Consider the following 18,459-nt stretch of genomic DNA (forward strand, 5'->3'; position numbering starts at 1 on the left):
TTGAGTACTTGTACAAAATTAAAAAGTGGCTGTTATTACTTATACTGATCTAATGACGGATAAGGAAATAGAGATATGGAACAAATCAAACGCAGCAGAGCGAGTAGGTATTATACTATCCTTTAATTTAATGTTAGTAAAGAATGGTGTAGATAGAAGAATAGTACCATCTGTGAAGTTAAATGATGATAGGATATTTATTTATAATTAAAAAAGTTGAATAGTGGTATTAGTAAAGTAGAGATATTAAAGGAGATATGTCTATGGAACTAATAGGAAAATTAGTAAACTTTATTATGAGTACTATTTCTAATTGGATAGGAAGTAGCGAATTGATAAGAGATATTTTCAAAATTAAAGATAATAAATATGATAAATAATGAAATAGTTCAAACGTCACTTACAAGATGGCGTTTTTTTTTGACAATTAGGAAGTAAAAAAATAATAAGGGTAGGTGGAACTACCCAAAATCTATTACTAATATTCTAGAGATAATTTTCATTAAGAAAAGAAAGTTTTCGAATTAAATCGTAAGTAAAACCAATTGATTCTAGTAAATTTATTTTGTTATATTGATCCATTTCACCGTATATTTTAAATAATTCTTCGATTAATTTATCTCTAGTTGGTTTGTTTCTAGTAAATAAAAGAATTATTAACGTTAACGCATACAAATCATTTCGCCCAATGTCTTTAGAATAGTCTTTTTTTAAAAGTAATTCGTATCCGATTATATTATTGAAATGTGTTAGAGATAATTGGTATTCAGATTTAAAAGAATAAAATCTATGACCATGTGCTATTCTATTTCTGAATTCTCTTAATAAATTTAATGAGTCTACTCCTATGCTTGATAAATCTTTTTCGTTAACAGTTATATTAGAAATACTTTTTAACACTTCAATTTTATGGCTTTTCTTTAGAATACTTAACCATTTAATTGTTAAACCGAAATTGTGAGGCAATATGATTATCCATGGTGGTACATGGTTATGGTTTTCTTTATAATGATTAATTGACTCCACTTTTTTCCAATTTAAAGATTTACTAATGTCATCTAATACTCCAGCTCTCTTACTTTTATGGGGGTCATAATGGTAAGTGTCTAGATAACTGTATTTTCTATCGAAAAGTTTCGGATTATTTGTACTTTTTGTTTTAGGTTCGTTTACTCCAAAGTTTTTGGCTACTACTGCAGCAACATTATTTTTTAAAGATTGTTCAATCAAAATCAAATACTTAAAATATAAATTTTTTAACCTCATGTCATTTTGATAACAATGAAACAAATCTCTGAAATGCGTACCGTTTGCAAAAAATTCATTATTTTTTTGTTTGAAAAAGTGTGAATAAGCATTGATTAATGAATAATAGGAAATTGTTTCCAACTGCATTAATGCAAATTTTTCGTCATCAATAATTAAGCCTCTTTCTTTTAATAAAATTATTTGCTCTTTACAACTTAAATAAGGTTTTGATTCTGGGGAAATCTTTAAATAAGTTTTTATGGCATTTATGTCTTTCAATAGAATTCTCTCCTACAACGAAAAAACCCCTCATGCAAGCATGAGAGGTTTCTTGAGTCGTTTCACAGAACAACTATTTCATACTTGCATTATATATGGTTTTCCTTTATTAGTCAATTTCAAAATCAAATTATATGTTATTTTAGCTCTTTTTCAATCTTTTCTCCCTTAACTCTACCTTTATCATCTACTTCAGTTTTAGGATCTTTCCTTTTCTTTGCGCTCTCTTCTACATCTTTAGTGCCACATGCTCCTAAAATTAATGTGCTTGCGAAAATTAATGCTAAGAATTTTTTCATAATATATCCCCTTTGGTTTGTTTTTAATAATAAGATTTTATAAAAACATCAATTTTTTATTTAAAAACAATTTTATCTTCGTCATAAGCATCAACTGAATAACCTACATATGCATGTGTTTTTAATATTAAATGTTTTGGTTCGCTTTTAAATTCATATTCATAAATATTAAATTTGAATTCTTCTGTTATTGTTTGGTGTTCTTTTAATTCAACATCTGTGTGTAATGTAAATGTTTGTAATTCATTTTCTAAAACAGGAAATTGACTATTTTTATCAGGATTTTCATATCTTTCTACTAAAGTTAATGAAATTTTGTTAATAGTTTGAGCAGAACTACCCCCCTCTATTCTTACAATTCCTTCCAAAGTATCATTGCTATGAATACTTTTATTTTTTACTAAAGTTTCAACCTTCACAGAGTTTATTCCAATAGAAGCAAGAAGATTTTCAAACATAGAATCAAATCCTTTCTGATTATTTTTTAATTATACAATTACCATAACACTAATCCACTCTATGCAATTTAAAAACTCTCAACGGCTCAAACGTGATAGAGTAATCGCCGTAATGAATAAGGATAAACCTGCTACCTATAAAATTTATTTGGAATATTTTTCCTCGTAGTAATTAATTGCATCAAGTACTTGTTGCGCATCATCACCTTCATAAGTACCATTTAATATTGCATTTCTTGTTTGCATTTCTCCAGATGATAAACCTCCTCCAGTGTTGTTGCGCCATTCTTGGTCAGGCATGTTCATATATGGATTGTTAGGATCATACGTAGGATCTGACATTTCTTGATTTTTTTGTTCAAGTCGTTCTATTTCTTTCATACCTTCATCATATCTTTGCTTTTCTTCGGGTGTCCAGTCATCATCAGTTGAAACCGGATGACTAGCGTTGTATTCATCACTGTGTTTAGTACTATCGTATTCGCCATTTTGTTGATTAGTTTGTTGTGTTTGTTGTTGCTCTTGAGATTGAACCTGTTCATTTGTGGCTGTTTCTTCTGTGTGTTGTTCTTCAGTAGAGTTGTCTTCGTTTTCTTGAGATTTCTTCTCTTCTTTAGATTTTTTATCTTCTTTAGTTTTCTCATCTTTTTTATCGTTAGCTTTCTTTTCAGTAGTGCTTTCTGATTTTTTATTTTCATCTTCTTTAGTGTCATCTTGGCTACATGCGCCTAAAATAAGTGTAGATGCAAATAATATTCCTACTAATCTTTTCATATATATTCTCCCTTAAATAATTATTTATTTGCTATTTGTTTTAACAACTCTATAATTTCATCGTTTTGCTGTAATACTTTATGATTTTGATTTAATAGATCATTATGTTGCTTAATAAGAGTATCTAGTTGTGCAATTTGAACAAAGTTTTGCTTTTGTTGAGACATATAGTAATTATATGTAGCTTGTTTTTCCATGTTAAAAGTTATTTTTCTAAAAGCATGATAAAAATTATCAAAATTGGCATCTATTCTTTGCTTATTAAATGCTTTTTTTAGTAGTGTCGGTAGGTTCGTTAATACCTTGAGTTTTAAAGAACTTGTTCAATTTGTCATTATTGGCTTTTACAAATGCATTTTCATGCGTTGGATCAATTTCTTTAACTTTTGATGTAATAGTTGAAATACATTTATCTTTATCTTGTTTATAAAGTTCAATGTACTCTCTCTTTTCGTTAACGGATAAATTATCCCAGTAACCTTTTTCAGTTTTATCCAATTTAGACTTAATATCTGCTTCTCTCATACTTTCTCTAAATCCTAATACTTCGTCCATATGTTCCTCCTTATTCTATATCTTTATATTCAAACACACGCAATGGCTCAAACTGAATAACGTATTTGCCATATCGAATATATAAATAATTCTATCATTTTACTAATTTAAAATGTATAACGTATATAAAATATTAAGTTATTAATTATTTTAAGACGCTGAGAGAAGCTCTGTGTTGCAGTGAGAAATAAAAAGACGGATAACTGTATTAAAAAAAGCCACCACACATTAAGTGTAGTGACTGCATACAATCAGATTATTGATTATTTCAAGTGTAGAAAAGTACATTATAAACCAAAAGAGTGATTGAAGTTGTTTCTTAAAAAATTAGGAACAAGCTCAAATCAAAAGCACAATATATACCAACCTTTTATTGATTGGTACATCTTTATTATAACATAAATTAATACCAGGTACTAATTAAAATCAAGGTATGCAAAACTATTTCTAAAGTGTATAATTAGTTTATTGCAATAAAAAATATAATAGATAAATTGTTATATTGTGTAAAAAATAAAAGTATTAGGAGTGATCAGAATGAGTGGTTGGAGTCGTTGTCCTAGATGTGGATCAGGGGCAGTTAGAGTAAAAGATAGTGGATATGGAATCGGTTGTTTGAGTTATTTGCTTGGGGCCATGTATGTGTTCACTGGACTTATGATATTGGTAGCAATAATTTCTGGTAATATTATTAATTCGCCTTTGAGTACACTTTTTAGTATTTTAATACTTATTGGTATCATAACGCTTTTAAGAAAACTTAAAAGCAAATCTAGTGGTGAAAAGAAAACTGAATTATATTGTAAATCATGTGAATATCATTTCACTAACTAATATGAAATAGTTATCTCACGCATACGGGAATGAATACTTTTTGTGTGGTCATAATTTGGTCATAACAGAATGAAAAAACTAAAAATAATGGCATATGTGAAATTATAAAACATTGATTTAACAGTCTTTTGTTAACGTATTTATAGTAGTTTGTGCATATACAGAATGCCTGGTATGATGTAAGTTCACGCCATCGCATAGATCGATTGATAAAACCTTCATAAATTAGACATAATGATAATAAAAACTTTCTAGTGATAACTTCCACTAGAAAGTTTTTTATTTATCAAAAATTATGCGTTTTCAAGCTAGTTATTAAAAATAATAACAACTTTTTCAAATAAAATAGCAAAAAAACACATAGAATAAAATAGTTGTGACACCACTTCTTAAATGTTATATTATTTATTGTGATTTTTATAAATAAATGTTTTAATTCATCAGCAATGTGTTGGCTTGAATTAGAGCATAATTCTTTTTTGACAATCAAATAATAAGGAGGAAGTCATAATTGAAACACCCTAGAAAAGACAACCAAGAAAATAAAAAAATAAACTATTTTTCCATTAGAAAATTAAAAGGGTATGGCGTAACAAGTATAACTATAGCTTCTTTGTATTTACTATTTGGACATTCCAATATTGCAAATGCAGCAGAAATCAATCAACCTAATTAAATAGAATTTAATTATACAAATAGTAAAGTAGTTAAAGATAAGCAAGATGAGAAACAACTTAATCAAAATAGCGAAATAATAAATGAAATACCAAATAATACTAACAATGAAGCAACGCCAATAATGGATGATAAACAGGTGACTTCTGAACAATCAATAAGTGGAAATAATGAACAATTAAAACAATTAATTCAACAGTATAAAAAAATAAATTTAGATGATAAAACAGATGAATCAATAAAAGAATTTAATCATGATATTTCTAATGCTGAACAATTTTTACAAAAGCAATCTACTCAAGCAGAAATAGATGGCTATTACAGAAATTTTATTAACAGTGCATCTAAATTAAAAAGAAAAAAGAATAACGATCAAGTTCTTACTATTAAAAAGCAAAATGCCAATAAAGGTGTACCTGCAACCAATTCAGAGCCATCAAGCAATAATCAACATTCTCAAGTAGTTCGACAACCAAGAGGTACAAGTTTTAGGGCTGTACCTAATCAAAACAGTAATGACCCTTTAAAATACAATGAAACTAATACAGGTGTCATTAACGGACACTTTGATCAAGTATCTGGAGGGAATTTGCCCAATCAAAATACAAGCTTAACGGTTGTTAAAGATGTTATAGGATGGACGAGTTTATCTACAGATCCAGATAAAGAATTTCCAATTGTAATGACTACTAGAGTTAGAAACTACCCAACATTTATGAGTGATAGTTCTGCTCCTTATGGTGTCGTACTAGCAAGAACTACAGATGGATTTGAAAGACGTGTACCTGATCCTAGAGTAGCTGGTATTTATCAAGATATTGATGTTGCACCTAATTCAGAATTAGTCGTAGATTTCATATCATCAGCTTTGGCAACAATAAATGCTTGGCCTGGTGTTAAAGCCAAAATTACTACACCAGACGGTAATCGAGTATTATTTGATAAACAAATAAATGGTATGGGTAAATACCCAACTGGAAAACTTAATCTCATGATTAATATACCGAGTGATGTTGATAGAGTAAGACTATCTTTTATTCCAATTTCAAATTCATACACATTAACTTCTAACCAAACTAGTAGTGCGTATGGTTTTGGAGATAATCCAAATTACATGTATGGTGGTGCTGTTAGTAGGGTTAATGTTAATAGTGGTGCTTATGTTGTATCTAGAGTAACTGAAGTCAAATACGATTTTACGAGTGATTCATCAACTTCAAATTATGCACGTGGCACGATTACAGTAATCCTTGAAAATAAAGGCCATACAAGCTCAAATGAAACTATTTATCGAGTAACGTTACCTCAAGGAACAAAATTTGTTTCTGCAACAAACGCAAGTACAAACTATAATGAGGCAACGAGTATATTAACTCTTAATGCAGGAAAAGTATCAGCTGGAACTACTAAAACGATATCGTATACAGTTGATTTTCCAGCTGTGAAACCAAGTATTGTAGATTTAGATGGAAATGTAACTTATAGAACAGATGCTTCATTTCGAGGAGATGATAGACAAAAATCAGGTATAGATGAAGTAGAACAACAACAAGTTGCGATATTAATGTATAAAGAAGACTTAAGAAACAAATATAATGATACGAAACAATATTTGGATACAATTAATGAAGCCGATTATACAACAGTTTCAGTTAATAATTTAAAATTAAAACTTGATGAAGCAAAAGCTATTTTAGATGAAGCAAACAATAATGTGCCAATGGCTGATAGAAAAAACCAAGATTTTATCAATCAAATTACTACTGAAATTGAACATGAAAAAATCAAACTTAAACGGCTTACGCCTTCTATACCGGTAATGACTACTAATGAAGAAAATGCAAGTTTAACGGTTACTCCACAAGGAGATACTGATAAAATGACAGTGCAATACATTGGTCCGAATGGAGATGCGAAAGAAGTTATTGCTACTAAAGCAGGAAATCAATGGAGATTGAATGACACCCCAACAGGTTTTAGTATTGATAATAGAAACGGTTCAGTGACAGTCAATTATCAAGGTGTACAAAACGGTAGTGAAGTTTCCGCATATGATACAAGCGGGAATAGTGATCCAAGTGATGAAGTAAGAAAAAATGTTCCTTTAAAACAAGATACACCATTGGCGCCAGTGATAACACCAGATGAAGCGAACGCGAGTGTAACGGTAACACCACAAGGTGATTCGGATAAGATGACAGTCCATTATATAGCACCAAATGGCGATCCAAAAGAAGTAATCGCAACAAAAACAGGCGATCAGTGGACATTAAATGAGACACCGACTGGCATCAGTATAGATAATACAAGTGGAGCAGTAACAGTAAGCTATCAAGGTATTCAAAATGGTAGCGAGGTTATTTCTACAGAAAAATACGGAAATAGTGATACAAGTCCAGAGTCACGAGCAAATGTCCCGGTGAAAGAAGCGAGGCCAGCGGCGCCAACAATTACACCAGATGAAGCAAATGCAAGTGTAACGGTCATACCACAAGGTGATTCGGATAAGATGACAGTCCATTATGTAGCACCAAATGGCGATCCAAAAGAGATTCTCGCAAGCAAAGTAGGGAACCAATGGACATTAAATGAAACACCGATTGGCATCAGTATAGATAATACAAGTGGAGCAGTGACAGTAAGCTATCAAGGTGTTCAAAATGGAAGTGAAGTCACAGCTAATGAGAGTCATGGCAACAGTGATTCGAGTACAGAAGCAAGAGCAAACGTGCCATTAAAAGAAGCGACGCCGATGGCGCCAGTGATAACACCAGATGAAGCAAATGCAAGTGTAACGGTCACACCACAAGGTGATTCGGATAAGATGACAGTCCATTATGTAGCACCAAATGGCGATCCAAAAGAGGTTATCGCAACAAAAACAGGTAATCAGTGGTTATTAAATGAGACGCCAACAGGAATTAGTATAGATAATGCGAGTGGTGCAGTGACAGTAAGCTATCAAGGTATTCAAAATGGCAGCGAAGTCAGTGCGAGTGAAACGCATGGTAATAGTGACATAAGTACAAAAGCGCGAGCAAATGTGCCAGTGAAAGAAACAACGCCGATGGTGCCAGTGATAACATCAGATGAAGCGAGTGCAAGTGTAACAGTCACACCACAAGGTGAATCGGATAAGATGACAGTGCACTATATTGCGCCAAATGGAGATCCAAAAGAAGTTATCGCAACTAAAGTAGGTAACCAATGGGCATTAAAAGAGACACCGACTGGAATTAGTATCGATAATACGAGTGGAGCAGTGACAGTGAATTATCAAGGCGTTCAAAATGGCAGCGAAGTAAGCGTAAGCGAAACACATGGTAATAGTGATGCAAGTCCAGAAGCAAGAGCAAATGTACCGGTGAAAGAAGCGACGCCAGCGGCGCCAACAATTACACCAGATGAAGCGAGTGCAAGTGTAACAGTCATACCACAAGGCGATTCAGATAAGATGACAGTCCATTATGTAGCACCAAATGGCGATCCAAAAGAGGTTATCGCAACTAAAGTAGGTAACCAATGGACATTAAATGAGACACCGACTGGCATCAGTATCGATAATACAAGTGGAGCAGTGACAGTGAATTATCAAGGCGTTCAAAATGGAAGTGAAATAAGCGCAAGTGAAACACATGGCAATAGTGATGTAAGTCCAGAAGTACAAACAAATGTGCCAGTGAAAGAAACAACGCCGGTGGCGCCAGTTATAACACCAGATGAAGCGAGTGCAAGTGTAACAGTCACACCACAAGATGATGCGGATAAGATGACAGTCCATTATGTGGCACCGAATGGAGATGCGAAGGAAGTAATCGCAACTAAAGTAGGTAACCAATGGACATTAAATGAAACCCCAACAGGAATTAGTATCGATAATGCGAATGGAGCAGTGACAATAAGCTATCAAGGTGTTCAAAATGGAAGTGAAGTTACAGCTAATGAGAGTCACGGAAATAGTGACACAAGTACAGAAGCGAGAGCAAATGTGCCAGTGAAAGAAGCAACGCCGATGGCGCCAGTGATAACACCAGATGAAGCGAGTGCAAGTGTAACAGTTACACCACAAAGTGATGCAGATAAAATGACAATTCATTATGTAGCGCCGAATGGAGATGCGAAGGAAGTAATCGCAACTAAAGTAGGGAACCAATGGACATTAAAAGAGACACCGACTGGAATTAGTATCGATAATGCGAGTGGAGCAGTGACAATAAGCTATCAAGGTGTTCAAAATGGAAGTGAAGTTACAGCTAATGAGAGTCACGGAAATAGTGACACAAGTACAGAAGCGAGAGCAAATGTGCCAGTGAAAGAAGCAACGCCAGCGGCGCCAACAATTACACCAGATGAAGCGAATGCGAGTGTAACAGTCACACCACAAGGTGAATCAGATAAGATGACAATTCATTATGTAGCGCCAAATGGAGAAGCGAAGGAAGTTGTCGCAACTAAAGTAGGAAACCAATGGACGTTAAATGACACCCCAACAGGTATCAGTATCGATAATACAAGTGGAGCAGTAACAGTGAATTATCAAGGCGTTCAAAATGGAAGTGAAGTTACAGCTAATGAGAGTCACGGTAATAGTGATGCAAGTCCAGAAGCACGAGCGAATGTACCGATGAAAGAAGCAACGCCGACGGCGCCAGTGATAATACCAGATGAAGCGAAAGCGAGTGTAACGGTAATACCGCAAGGTGATGCGGATAAGATGACTGTACATTATGTGGCACCGAATGGAGATCCAAAAGAAGTAATCGCAACTAAAGTAGGTAATCAATGGACATTAAACGATACACCAATAGGAATTAGTATCGATAACACAAGTGGCGCAATAACAGTAGGCTATAATGGTGTTCAAAATGGAAGTGAAGTCACAGCCAATGAGAGTCACGGTAATAGTGATGCAAGTCCAGAAGCACGAGCGAATGTACCGATGAAAGAAGCAACGCCGACGGCTCCAGTTGTTACCCAAGATGAAACAAATGCAAGTGTAACAGTCACACCACAAGGTGATGCGGATAAAATGACAGTCCATTATGTGGCGCCAAATGGAGATCCAAAAGAAGTTGTCGCAACCAAAGTAGGCAACCAATGGACATTAAATGAAGTTCCAACAGGAATAAGTATTGATAATACAAGTGGAGCAGTGACAGTGAATTATCAAGGCGTTCAAAATGGAAGTGAAATAAGCGCAAGTGAAACACATGGCAATAGTGATGCAAGTCCAGAAGCACGAGCGAATGTACCGATGAAAGAAGCAACGCCGACGGCTCCAGTTGTTACCCAAGATGAAACAAATGCAAGTGTAACAGTCACACCACAAGGTGATGCGGATAAGATGACAGTCCATTATGTGGCACCGAATGGAGATGCGAAGGAAGTAATCGCAACTAAAGTAGGGAACCAATGGACATTAAATGAAACCCCAACAGGAATTAGTATCGATAGTGCGAGTGGAGCAGTGACAATAAGCTATCAAGGTGTTCAAAATGGAAGTGAAGTTACAGCTAATGAGAGTCACGGTAATAGTGACACAAGTCCAGAAGCGAGAGCAAATGTGCCAGTGAAAGAAGCAACGCCGATGGCGCCAGTGATAACACCAGATGAAGCGAGTGCAAGTGTAACAGTTACACCACAAAGTGATGCAGATAAAATGACAATTCATTATGTAGCGCCAAATGGAGAAGCGAAGGAAGTTGTCGCAACTAAAGTAGGAAACCAATGGACGTTAAATGACACCCCAACAGGTATTAGTATCGATAATACAAGTGGAACAGTAACAGTCAATTACCAAGGCGTCAAAAACGGTAGTGAAGTGAGTGCGAGTGAAACCCATGGTAATAGTAATCCAAGTGAAAAAATAGTGACTAATGTCCCTGTGAAACAAAGTAAACCTATGTCGCCAATAATCACATGGGATAGAGAGAAAAAATCAGTTTCTATTAAACCAAATGGGAAAATAGATAAGATGAAAATACAAATTATAAGTTCGGCTAATAATACTGATAAAGAACTTATTGCGACAAAAGTTGTTAATCAGTGGAAACTTAATAAGAAAATGAATGGAATTCAAATAGATCGTAAAACTGGTATAGTTACAATTGATTATCGAATGTCCCAAAATTTCAAAGAATTACTAGTAAGTAGTAAATTCGGTAATAGCGATGAAAGTGAAATTATTCATTTTATAATTCCGAAATTTAAAGGTTTAGTTTATGACCTAGATAATTACAACAAACAAGAAAATACAGTTTATGAATTTGAAAATGAAAATATTAAAAAGCAATCTGTAATTAAGAAACAGGTGAAAGCAAGCAAAATAGAATTACCGAATACTGGAAAGAAACAAACCGATGAAAAAGGAAACGCTAGTATTGTTTTATTACTTTTAGGGTTAATACTTTGTAAATTAAATTTGAAAAGAAAAGACTTATAGTATAAAAGGGTATATAATAAAATATATTAATAACATGTTGACTAAAAAAGAGAATTTAAGGAGTTATTATGTATTTTATTATCGCAATCTTTACTAGTATTAGTTCGTTAGTAAGTTTATTTTATGCAATCGATGCATGTATTAAAACTAAACAAGTGAATGCGCTTTATGCGTTTGCTAGAAGTTTTTCAATAGCATTATTATGCGTTGCAACATTATTCTTTATAAATCATCAGTTTCTATTTGCTATGACATTTTTAATGGCACTAGTTCAATTGATAGATGGTTTTATAGGATTAAAAATTAAAGATAACTTAAAAGCTTATGGACCATTTTCATTAGCAATTATAGGATTTATTTTATTACTATTTATCTAAAGTTCATTATATAAATAGTATAAAAAAAGGTTAGACCAACTTAATTTGTGGTCTAACCTTTTTGTTTTATTATCTTAAATCATCAATTGCTTTAGCAATTGAATCAAAAACATGTGGAATATCATCTTTTTCTACACAACTAAATGCGATTCTTATATCTGTTTCATTTAATGCGATGACACCGATTGAATATTCTTCAATTAAATGTTGACGTAATGTTTCAGGATTTACGTCTTTAACTTTAATTGCCATAAAGTAACCAGAATTAAAATCATAGGCTTGCCAATGAGATTGATATTGGTCGGCATATACGACTGATTTTGTTACTTCATATCGTTCTCGTAATGTAGTTATATTTTGTTCAATTTCCTTATTAAATTGATCATTATTTTTTAGGACATGTTTAACAGCACTTTGAGATGGTAGTGGACCACTTGAAATATTACTACGTATTAGTCCTTTAGTTTTTGCTTCTAAAACATCTTTAGTAGGTGTGTCCTCAACACCGAATGTGATAAATCCTACACGGAATCCCCACGCAAAGAATTCTTTAGTTGCACCATCTAATCTCACTGGAAGTACATTTTTAGAGTGAATATTTGTTAAAGCAGTGAATAGAGATTGAGTGTAGACATCTTCATAAAATAATCCATAGTATGCATCGTCAATAACTGCCACAACTTGTGTTCCTTTTGCTGCTAATGATTCGATAGCTTTGACAATTGTTTGTACTTCCTCATTATTAGGTGTATACCCAGTAGGATTATTTGGATAATTTAGAATCATTACGACTTTATCTTTATTATAAGATTCTAAAGATTTAACTAAAGCTTCTGTAGTATAATGACCATTTTTATCAAATATTGGATAAGTATCAATATTTGCATTGTGTCGTGTGTTAAATACTAATTTATAGTTCCCCCAGTTATGCTCAGGTAATAAAATAGTATCTCCTGAATTAATGAATAGGTCAGCGACAAGTGAAAGTCCATGAGTGAGTGCATTAGTAACAATTGGTCTTGTCATGACTTCTTTGGTTAAATCAGGATTATCTTTTAACATTTTTTCCTGCCATAAATCACGCAATTCTTCAACACCTTGAGGTGGCGCATATGGAAAAATTTCATCTGGTGATAGTTCATTAAACATTTGATTTAGAGCATTGGCATACATTTTACCTTTATCATTGGTTGCCATACCTATTGTTGCATTATACTTAGTGCTCTTTGCTTCAGCAGATTGAGAAAGTATACCTTTTGGATAAAACATATTTTGCCCTAAATCTGAAAGCATTGAAAAGATTTCAGGATTTGATTGTTTTAGTTGTTCATTTAAATTTTGGGCTAATGGGTTCATATTGAATAACCTCTCTTTTTTAAATTAAAGTCATTATCTTTATAGTATCTTGAAATTGTCCAAAGATAAAGTATTGTTATAAAAGATTTGGTTAATAATATTTATTCAGTAAAATATACGAACATATGTTCTATTTTATGTTAAGATAAGTATAGGTCATCGACATTTATGACACTTTGCATTTGGGAGGTGTAGTATAATGACGTGGTGGCAAGATGGAATTATAACTTTATTAACAGGTGGCCTACTTGTTATCTTTCGAATTTGGTTGGAAATCAATTGGAAAGATAAATAGATGACCATACACAAAATACCCCAAGCCTGCTGGTACCAGACTTGGGGTAGTGTAGTATAATTTGTGGATACAAATATATATTAACATCGTAATAAATATATCGCAATCAATATAACGTTTGACCGATTTTAGGAAAAACTGATAGTTTGATATAATTTGAAATAATGAGGTGAATACAATGAAGCACATGACTAAAATATTTGTAGTGTTAGCAATCATATTATTCATTATAGGTTATTATTTGCAAGCTACAGGTAATGAATCGTCTGGAATAAAATTATTACTTGCTGCTATTATGTTTATGATATGCGCTTTTATAAGTAGAAATAATGATCGTCGAAAAAATAATCATAAAAAGTAAGCAATTTAGAAATTAATTGTTAGAAAACAGTGTGTAATTTACATGCTGTTTTTTAATCTGTATATATTGTATATACATAATTTGATATTACATTGCCATATATTAAGAGAATTTTTATATACACTTTACAAATTTGTGTATAGTGTGTATATTGAGTATATACAGAAGAAAAGGGGGACATCAATGAAAATTATTTTGAAAAACACCAGTGAATATCCCATTTATGAACAAATCAAACAACAAATTAAAGAAAACATTTTGAAAGGATACGTTTCTGCTGGAGAGCATTTACCATCTATGCGTGAACTTGCAAAGGACTTACAAGTTAGTTTAATTACGACCAAACGTGCATATGAAGATTTGGAAAAAGATGGTTTTGTTACTACGATTAGAGGTAAGGGAACATTTGTTAAAGAACAGGATAATTCAATTCTAAAAGAAAAGCAGTTCTTTGTGATTGAAAATTTAGCTAAATCGATGACGAAAGAAGCAAAGACAATTGGGATGTCATTAGAAGAACTGCAAGAAATTCTTTCTTTAATTTATGAGGAGGAAGAATAATGAATGCTATTGAATTGAACCATGTTAATTATTCTAGACAGAAATTTAAATTAAAGGACGTATCATTCTATGTACCTCAAGGATTTGTAACAGGGTTTATTGGTGGAAATGGTGCAGGGAAAACGACAGTCATACGATTAATTATGGATTTATTACAATATGATGGGGGAACCATTTCAATATTAGGTGACAGTATGTTAACGAATCCTATTAAGATAAAAAATAAAATAGGATTTGCTTATTCAGAAACTTACTTCAATGAAAAATGGACTATAAAAAAGTTAGAAAATATCATTTCTCCTTTTTATAAAGATTGGGATAGGCATTTGTTTAAAAATTATTTAAGTAAATTTGATTTACCATATAATCAGAAAATCAATCAATTTTCTACAGGTATGAAAATGAAACTGTCACTAGCTATTGCATTTAGTCATCATGCTGAGTTATTTATTTTAGATGAGCCTACTTCGGGTTTGGACCCAATTGTAAGAAATGAAGTATTAGAAATTATTCAACAAGAACTAATTGATGAAGATAAGACAGTTTTCATTTCTACACATATTATTTCAGATTTGGAAAAGATTGCTGATTATTTAGTATATATCAGAGACGGTGAAATTATATTAAATGATTCAATTGAATCGTTAATGAGTAAATTTCAAATTATTAAAGGTAATCATAATGATTTAGATGAAGAATTGGAAGAATTATTAATATACAGAGAAACTAGGAAAACTGGATATACAGCTTTAACACAACATGCACAAACATTTAAAGAAATATTCGGAAACGAAATTGAAGTACAAAAACCTAGTATCGAAGAATTAATGATTTATTTAGAGAAATATAAGAATAAATTATCTGAGACCCTTACTTTAGAAAGTGAGGATAAGAAATGAAGCAATTGTTAATTAGAAATATAAAATTAAGATATTGGACGCTCATTTTGTATATAGCATTGATTGGATTTTATCCAATATATAGTTTCTTAATGAAACCTAATCCGCTCATGAATTCTGTTATGGCAATACCACTTGGATTAATTTTAATGATTATTTCTATTCTCGATGCAGGTCATTTGTTTAGATTTCATCGACGATTAGGTGGGAACCGTGCAAACTTATTTTTCGGAAGTTTACCAGTATCCAAGAAGGATATGTTAAATGCCAATTATTTAACATGTATCTTCTTTACTTTATTTGGTGCAATTGTGATTACTTTATATGGTTATGAATCAGATTCTATTCGAGCCAATGCCATATATTTCTCAACTACATATGCCTATATTGTAGCGAACTTCTTATCGATACCAATAGCTTTTAGAAAAAGTACTGAGTATAAAACTGAAGGAGTATCATATATTGCTTATATCATTTTGATTATGTTCGTATTACCATTTCTATTATCCGTCACATTGATTTTAATTAATTATATATTTTTAAATCATAGTCAAATTCCACAATTTTACTCTTATTTTTTAAATTATGGATTTGTACTGTTAAGTATTATAGTTTTAATCATTAATTACGTGTTACAACTAAATAAAATTAAGAAACATACACTTTAAAGGAGGTCTACGATGAAGTTAGAACAAATAACAAAAAAATATGGCCAAAATACAGTTATAGATCATATAGACTTTGATTTTGGAAACAGTCAAATCGTAGGATTAATCGGTAAAAATGGTGTAGGTAAAACAACGCTAATGAAAGTAATGAATGGCAATATTATCAATTATGAAGGAAAAGTTAATTTACCAAATAATGAAAATGTTGGATATTTAATCGAGCATCCTAAACTATATGATAATAAAACAGGATTATATAATTTAAAATTATTTGCACAAGTATTAGGTAAAGGATTCGACAAAGAATATGCAGATCATATCATTGACGCATTCGGTATGAGACCGTATATCAAGAAAAAAGTGAAGAAATATTCAATGGGGATGAAACAAAAATTAGCTATAGCAGTTTCATTAATGAATAAACCTAAATACCTTATTTTAGACGAACCTACAAATGGTATGGATCCAGATGGTTCAATTGATGTATTGAAGACAATTCAATCATTGGTTAAACAGTTAGAAATGAAGATATTGATTTCTAGTCATAAATTAGAGGACATTGAACTCATTTGTGATAGGGCTGTATTCTTAAGAGATGGTACATTCGTACAAGATGTCAATATGAAAGATGGTGGACCAAAAGATAGTACGATAATTTCAATCGATACAGAAGACTATCAAAAGGCATTAGAAATGTTGACAGAAAAATTCCATGTTCAACAGTCTAATAAAGAAAATGGAGAAATCATCATTAAAGCGCAAAAAAATTATAAAGATGTGCTAGAAGCGTTAGCGAAACTCAATATTTATCCTAAATATATTGAAACACGTAAAAGTTCATTACGTGATACTTACTTTAATATTAATCAAAGAGGTGATAAATAATGAGATCTTTACAATTAGTAAAGCATGATTTAATAAGTATTTTTAAAAGTCCGCTCACATACATTGCGTTTATACTTGTTATAGGCTTAACTGTCTTTCAAGCTGTTATGATGGCAAATTATAGTCCTGGTCATAAAGTGGACTATACAATGGTATTTATCATGGCCAATTGGTTATTCTTATTTGCAGGTTTATTATTTATTATCAAAACAATTACACGAGATTACTCACAAGGTACGATTCAGTTATATATGAATAAGATGAGTAGTAGAATTGGTTATATTGTTGCTAAAACGATTTCTATGATTCTAATTTCATTTTTATTTACACTTGTTCAATATATAGTGATTATTGTAATTGAAGCTACAACTAAAGGTAAAAGTATTGATGGAGATAACTTTTTAACTAACATTTGGTTCTATCTTATCTTTTTCCTATTCTTTGGATTATTTTTATTCTTAATTACATTAGCAGTTGAAAAACCAGCTGTTATCTTTACGTTAGGCATTTTCTTATTATTAATCGTGCCATTTATCCAACCGCTAGTAGGTTTAATTCCAAACATCGGTGATGACATTCATAAGTCATTTAAATACATTCCATTCACATATTTAACACAAAAAATGACTGAGTCCGATGTTTCATTTACACATTGGCAATGGTTTATTTCTATAGCATCAATCGTAGTGCTATTTATTGTTAATGTATTATATGCAGCTAAAAGAGATATTTAGAATAAGTGATTACCGGGGCTTTATAGTCCCGGTTTTTAATGTTTTAATTTAAGAGAGAATAAGGCGTTAAAACAGGAGATTTCAAAAGAAAACGAAGCTATCTTACTCAAATAGCTTCGTTATATATAGGTGTTATTTATAAATCATTTGATCAATAATTGAGTTGTAAACTGCTTTCCAGAAAGTGGAATCTGTTTTATATCGATTTGAAATAATTAAATGTGTTTCTTTAACTTTATCTTCATAATCCGGATGATCTTTACTTGGTAAAGTATCTTCGCGCAAATTAGTAACAAATGATTGAACTTCTTTAGCACGTGGACCCCAAACTGTTTCTTGTTCAAAATTATCATTTAAAAATACAAAAATAGGAATTGAACGTGATTTTCCATTTGTTAAATATTGGTCTATAAGATGTGTATCATCATCTCTATGGAACACTTTGACTTCTAATTCTAGGGCTTCAGCAATATGTTTAAGTATTGGAAGATTCATCATGGCATCGCCACACCAGTCTTCGGTAATTACCAATACTTTAGAATAGTTAGATGATTTTAATTTCTGTAATCTTTCATCATCTTCAGGTAACTTAAAGGAATCATAAATTGAAACGAGATTGTCTTTATTGTCTTGCATCTGCTCAATATAAGGTCCGATGTCTTGACTGTTTTTAAAATATGTTTCTAAATTGGTCATCGAAAAAACCTCCTTTAATCATTTTATATATTATACCAATTTTCATAATGTAAATAAATTAAA

The 18,459-nt window shown here is 31.8% G+C and carries 19 protein-coding genes; 11 read left to right on the forward strand and 8 right to left on the reverse strand.

Annotation, left to right across the window (positions count from 1 at the left end):
• Nucleotides 1–486: 486 nt before the first annotated feature.
• The 6 genes from P7F85_RS04385 to P7F85_RS04410 all read right to left on the reverse strand — a co-directional run bounded on the left by P7F85_RS04385 (nt 487) and on the right by P7F85_RS04410 (nt 3,613).
• Nucleotides 487–1,527 (reverse strand): Abi family protein, encoded by a 1,041-nt coding sequence (locus P7F85_RS04385; protein WP_031464182.1) that lies wholly within the window; start codon nt 1,525–1,527, stop codon nt 487–489.
• Between the two features lie 137 nt (nt 1,528–1,664).
• The gene (locus P7F85_RS04390) at nt 1,665–1,826 is read right to left on the reverse strand and encodes a hypothetical protein (RefSeq protein ID WP_011275321.1); all 162 of its coding nucleotides are present in this window, start codon (nt 1,824–1,826) and stop codon (nt 1,665–1,667) included.
• A gap of 56 nt (nt 1,827–1,882) precedes the next feature.
• Nucleotides 1,883–2,284, reverse strand: a complete 402-nt coding sequence (locus tag P7F85_RS04395; protein ID WP_031464183.1) for a sporulation protein — start codon at nt 2,282–2,284, stop codon at nt 1,883–1,885.
• Nucleotides 2,285–2,428: 144 nt separating this feature from the next.
• Complete coding sequence (locus P7F85_RS04400) at nt 2,429–3,058, reverse strand: hypothetical protein (protein ID WP_037555244.1); 630 nt, start codon at nt 3,056–3,058, stop codon at nt 2,429–2,431.
• 20 nt (nt 3,059–3,078) lie between these two features.
• Nucleotides 3,079–3,255: a hypothetical protein gene (locus P7F85_RS04405; RefSeq protein WP_174221795.1), complete on the reverse strand. Its 177-nt coding sequence runs from the start codon at nt 3,253–3,255 to the stop codon at nt 3,079–3,081.
• A 64-nt stretch (nt 3,256–3,319) separates the two neighbouring features.
• Nucleotides 3,320–3,613 carry a hypothetical protein gene (locus P7F85_RS04410; RefSeq protein WP_046464264.1) on the reverse strand — a complete coding sequence of 98 codons (294 nt, stop codon included), beginning with the start codon at nt 3,611–3,613 and terminating at the stop codon, nt 3,320–3,322.
• Nucleotides 3,614–4,150: 537 nt separating this feature from the next.
• Between P7F85_RS04410 and P7F85_RS04415 the strand changes: the two genes are divergently transcribed.
• The 4 genes from P7F85_RS04415 (at nt 4,151) to P7F85_RS04430 (ending at nt 11,941) form a co-directional block, all read left to right on the forward strand.
• Nucleotides 4,151–4,447 carry a hypothetical protein gene (locus P7F85_RS04415; protein ID WP_031464185.1) on the forward strand — a complete coding sequence of 99 codons (297 nt, stop codon included), beginning with the start codon at nt 4,151–4,153 and terminating at the stop codon, nt 4,445–4,447.
• 511 nt (nt 4,448–4,958) lie between these two features.
• Nucleotides 4,959–5,123, forward strand: a complete 165-nt coding sequence (locus P7F85_RS04420; RefSeq protein WP_080947557.1) for a YSIRK-type signal peptide-containing protein — start codon at nt 4,959–4,961, stop codon at nt 5,121–5,123.
• A 123-nt stretch (nt 5,124–5,246) separates the two neighbouring features.
• Nucleotides 5,247–11,564 carry a SasC/FmtB family protein gene (locus tag P7F85_RS04425; RefSeq protein ID WP_046464266.1) on the forward strand — a complete coding sequence of 2,106 codons (6,318 nt, stop codon included), beginning with the start codon at nt 5,247–5,249 and terminating at the stop codon, nt 11,562–11,564.
• A 68-nt stretch (nt 11,565–11,632) separates the two neighbouring features.
• Nucleotides 11,633–11,941, forward strand: coding sequence for a hypothetical protein (locus P7F85_RS04430; RefSeq protein ID WP_002466124.1), 309 nt, complete (start codon nt 11,633–11,635; stop codon nt 11,939–11,941).
• Nucleotides 11,942–12,010: 69 nt separating this feature from the next.
• On the opposite strand, the gene P7F85_RS04435 is transcribed toward P7F85_RS04430, so the two are convergent.
• A complete protein-coding gene (locus tag P7F85_RS04435) occupies nt 12,011–13,297 on the reverse strand; it encodes an aminotransferase class I/II-fold pyridoxal phosphate-dependent enzyme (protein ID WP_002466099.1) in 1,287 nt (428 codons plus the stop codon).
• 199 nt (nt 13,298–13,496) lie between these two features.
• Here P7F85_RS04435 and P7F85_RS04440 point away from each other — a divergent pair, with 199 nt between their 5' ends.
• The 7 genes from P7F85_RS04440 to pmtD all read left to right on the forward strand — a co-directional run bounded on the left by P7F85_RS04440 (nt 13,497) and on the right by pmtD (nt 17,700).
• Nucleotides 13,497–13,592, forward strand: coding sequence for a Trp-rich small protein (locus P7F85_RS04440; protein WP_015364845.1), 96 nt, complete (start codon nt 13,497–13,499; stop codon nt 13,590–13,592).
• A 178-nt stretch (nt 13,593–13,770) separates the two neighbouring features.
• Nucleotides 13,771–13,953, forward strand: a complete 183-nt coding sequence (locus tag P7F85_RS04445) for an SE1626 family protein (RefSeq protein WP_002466152.1) — start codon at nt 13,771–13,773, stop codon at nt 13,951–13,953.
• Between the two features lie 183 nt (nt 13,954–14,136).
• On the forward strand, nt 14,137–14,514 hold the full coding sequence (gene pmtR / locus P7F85_RS04450) for a PSM export ABC transporter transcriptional regulator PmtR (RefSeq protein ID WP_002466156.1): 378 nt from the start codon (nt 14,137–14,139) through the stop codon (nt 14,512–14,514).
• Complete coding sequence (gene pmtA / locus P7F85_RS04455) at nt 14,514–15,413, forward strand: phenol-soluble modulin export ABC transporter ATP-binding protein PmtA (RefSeq protein ID WP_002466097.1); 900 nt, start codon at nt 14,514–14,516, stop codon at nt 15,411–15,413. The genes pmtR and pmtA overlap by 1 nt, the downstream gene beginning before the upstream one ends.
• Entirely contained in the window at nt 15,410–16,081 is a 672-nt protein-coding gene (gene pmtB / locus P7F85_RS04460; protein WP_002466128.1) for a phenol-soluble modulin export ABC transporter permease subunit PmtB, read from the forward strand. Before pmtA ends, pmtB begins: the two co-directional genes overlap by 4 nt.
• Nucleotides 16,082–16,093: 12 nt before the next feature.
• A complete protein-coding gene (gene pmtC, locus P7F85_RS04465; protein ID WP_002466134.1) occupies nt 16,094–16,966 on the forward strand; it encodes a phenol-soluble modulin export ABC transporter ATP-binding protein PmtC in 873 nt (290 codons plus the stop codon).
• The gene (gene pmtD, locus P7F85_RS04470) at nt 16,966–17,700 is read left to right on the forward strand and encodes a phenol-soluble modulin export ABC transporter permease subunit PmtD (RefSeq protein WP_002466127.1); all 735 of its coding nucleotides are present in this window, start codon (nt 16,966–16,968) and stop codon (nt 17,698–17,700) included. Before pmtC ends, pmtD begins: the two co-directional genes overlap by 1 nt.
• Nucleotides 17,701–17,832: 132 nt before the next feature.
• On the opposite strand, the gene P7F85_RS04475 is transcribed toward pmtD, so the two are convergent.
• Nucleotides 17,833–18,396: a thioredoxin family protein gene (locus tag P7F85_RS04475; protein ID WP_002466160.1), complete on the reverse strand. Its 564-nt coding sequence runs from the start codon at nt 18,394–18,396 to the stop codon at nt 17,833–17,835.
• Nucleotides 18,397–18,459: the final 63 nt, after the last annotated feature.

It is taken from the genome of Staphylococcus sp. aM (assembly GCF_052975125.1).

Coding starts and splice junctions, on each gene's coding strand:
- P7F85_RS04440 (WP_015364845.1), top strand. CDS start 13,497: ATGACGTGGTGGCAAGATGGAATTATAACTTTATTAACAGGTGGCCTA.
- pmtC (WP_002466134.1), top strand. CDS start 16,094: ATGAAGTTAGAACAAATAACAAAAAAATATGGCCAAAATACAGTTATA.
- P7F85_RS04425 (WP_046464266.1), top strand. CDS start 5,247: ATGGATGATAAACAGGTGACTTCTGAACAATCAATAAGTGGAAATAAT.
- pmtR (WP_002466156.1), top strand. CDS start 14,137: ATGAAAATTATTTTGAAAAACACCAGTGAATATCCCATTTATGAACAA.
- pmtB (WP_002466128.1), top strand. CDS start 15,410: ATGAAGCAATTGTTAATTAGAAATATAAAATTAAGATATTGGACGCTC.
- pmtA (WP_002466097.1), top strand. CDS start 14,514: ATGAATGCTATTGAATTGAACCATGTTAATTATTCTAGACAGAAATTT.
- P7F85_RS04390 (WP_011275321.1), bottom strand. CDS start 1,826: ATGAAAAAATTCTTAGCATTAATTTTCGCAAGCACATTAATTTTAGGA.
- P7F85_RS04435 (WP_002466099.1), bottom strand. CDS start 13,297: ATGAACCCATTAGCCCAAAATTTAAATGAACAACTAAAACAATCAAAT.
- P7F85_RS04475 (WP_002466160.1), bottom strand. CDS start 18,396: ATGACCAATTTAGAAACATATTTTAAAAACAGTCAAGACATCGGACCT.
- P7F85_RS04410 (WP_046464264.1), bottom strand. CDS start 3,613: ATGGACGAAGTATTAGGATTTAGAGAAAGTATGAGAGAAGCAGATATT.
- P7F85_RS04445 (WP_002466152.1), top strand. CDS start 13,771: ATGAAGCACATGACTAAAATATTTGTAGTGTTAGCAATCATATTATTC.
- P7F85_RS04405 (WP_174221795.1), bottom strand. CDS start 3,255: ATGGAAAAACAAGCTACATATAATTACTATATGTCTCAACAAAAGCAA.
- P7F85_RS04415 (WP_031464185.1), top strand. CDS start 4,151: ATGAGTGGTTGGAGTCGTTGTCCTAGATGTGGATCAGGGGCAGTTAGA.
- P7F85_RS04395 (WP_031464183.1), bottom strand. CDS start 2,284: ATGTTTGAAAATCTTCTTGCTTCTATTGGAATAAACTCTGTGAAGGTT.
- P7F85_RS04430 (WP_002466124.1), top strand. CDS start 11,633: ATGTATTTTATTATCGCAATCTTTACTAGTATTAGTTCGTTAGTAAGT.
- pmtD (WP_002466127.1), top strand. CDS start 16,966: ATGAGATCTTTACAATTAGTAAAGCATGATTTAATAAGTATTTTTAAA.
- P7F85_RS04400 (WP_037555244.1), bottom strand. CDS start 3,058: ATGAAAAGATTAGTAGGAATATTATTTGCATCTACACTTATTTTAGGC.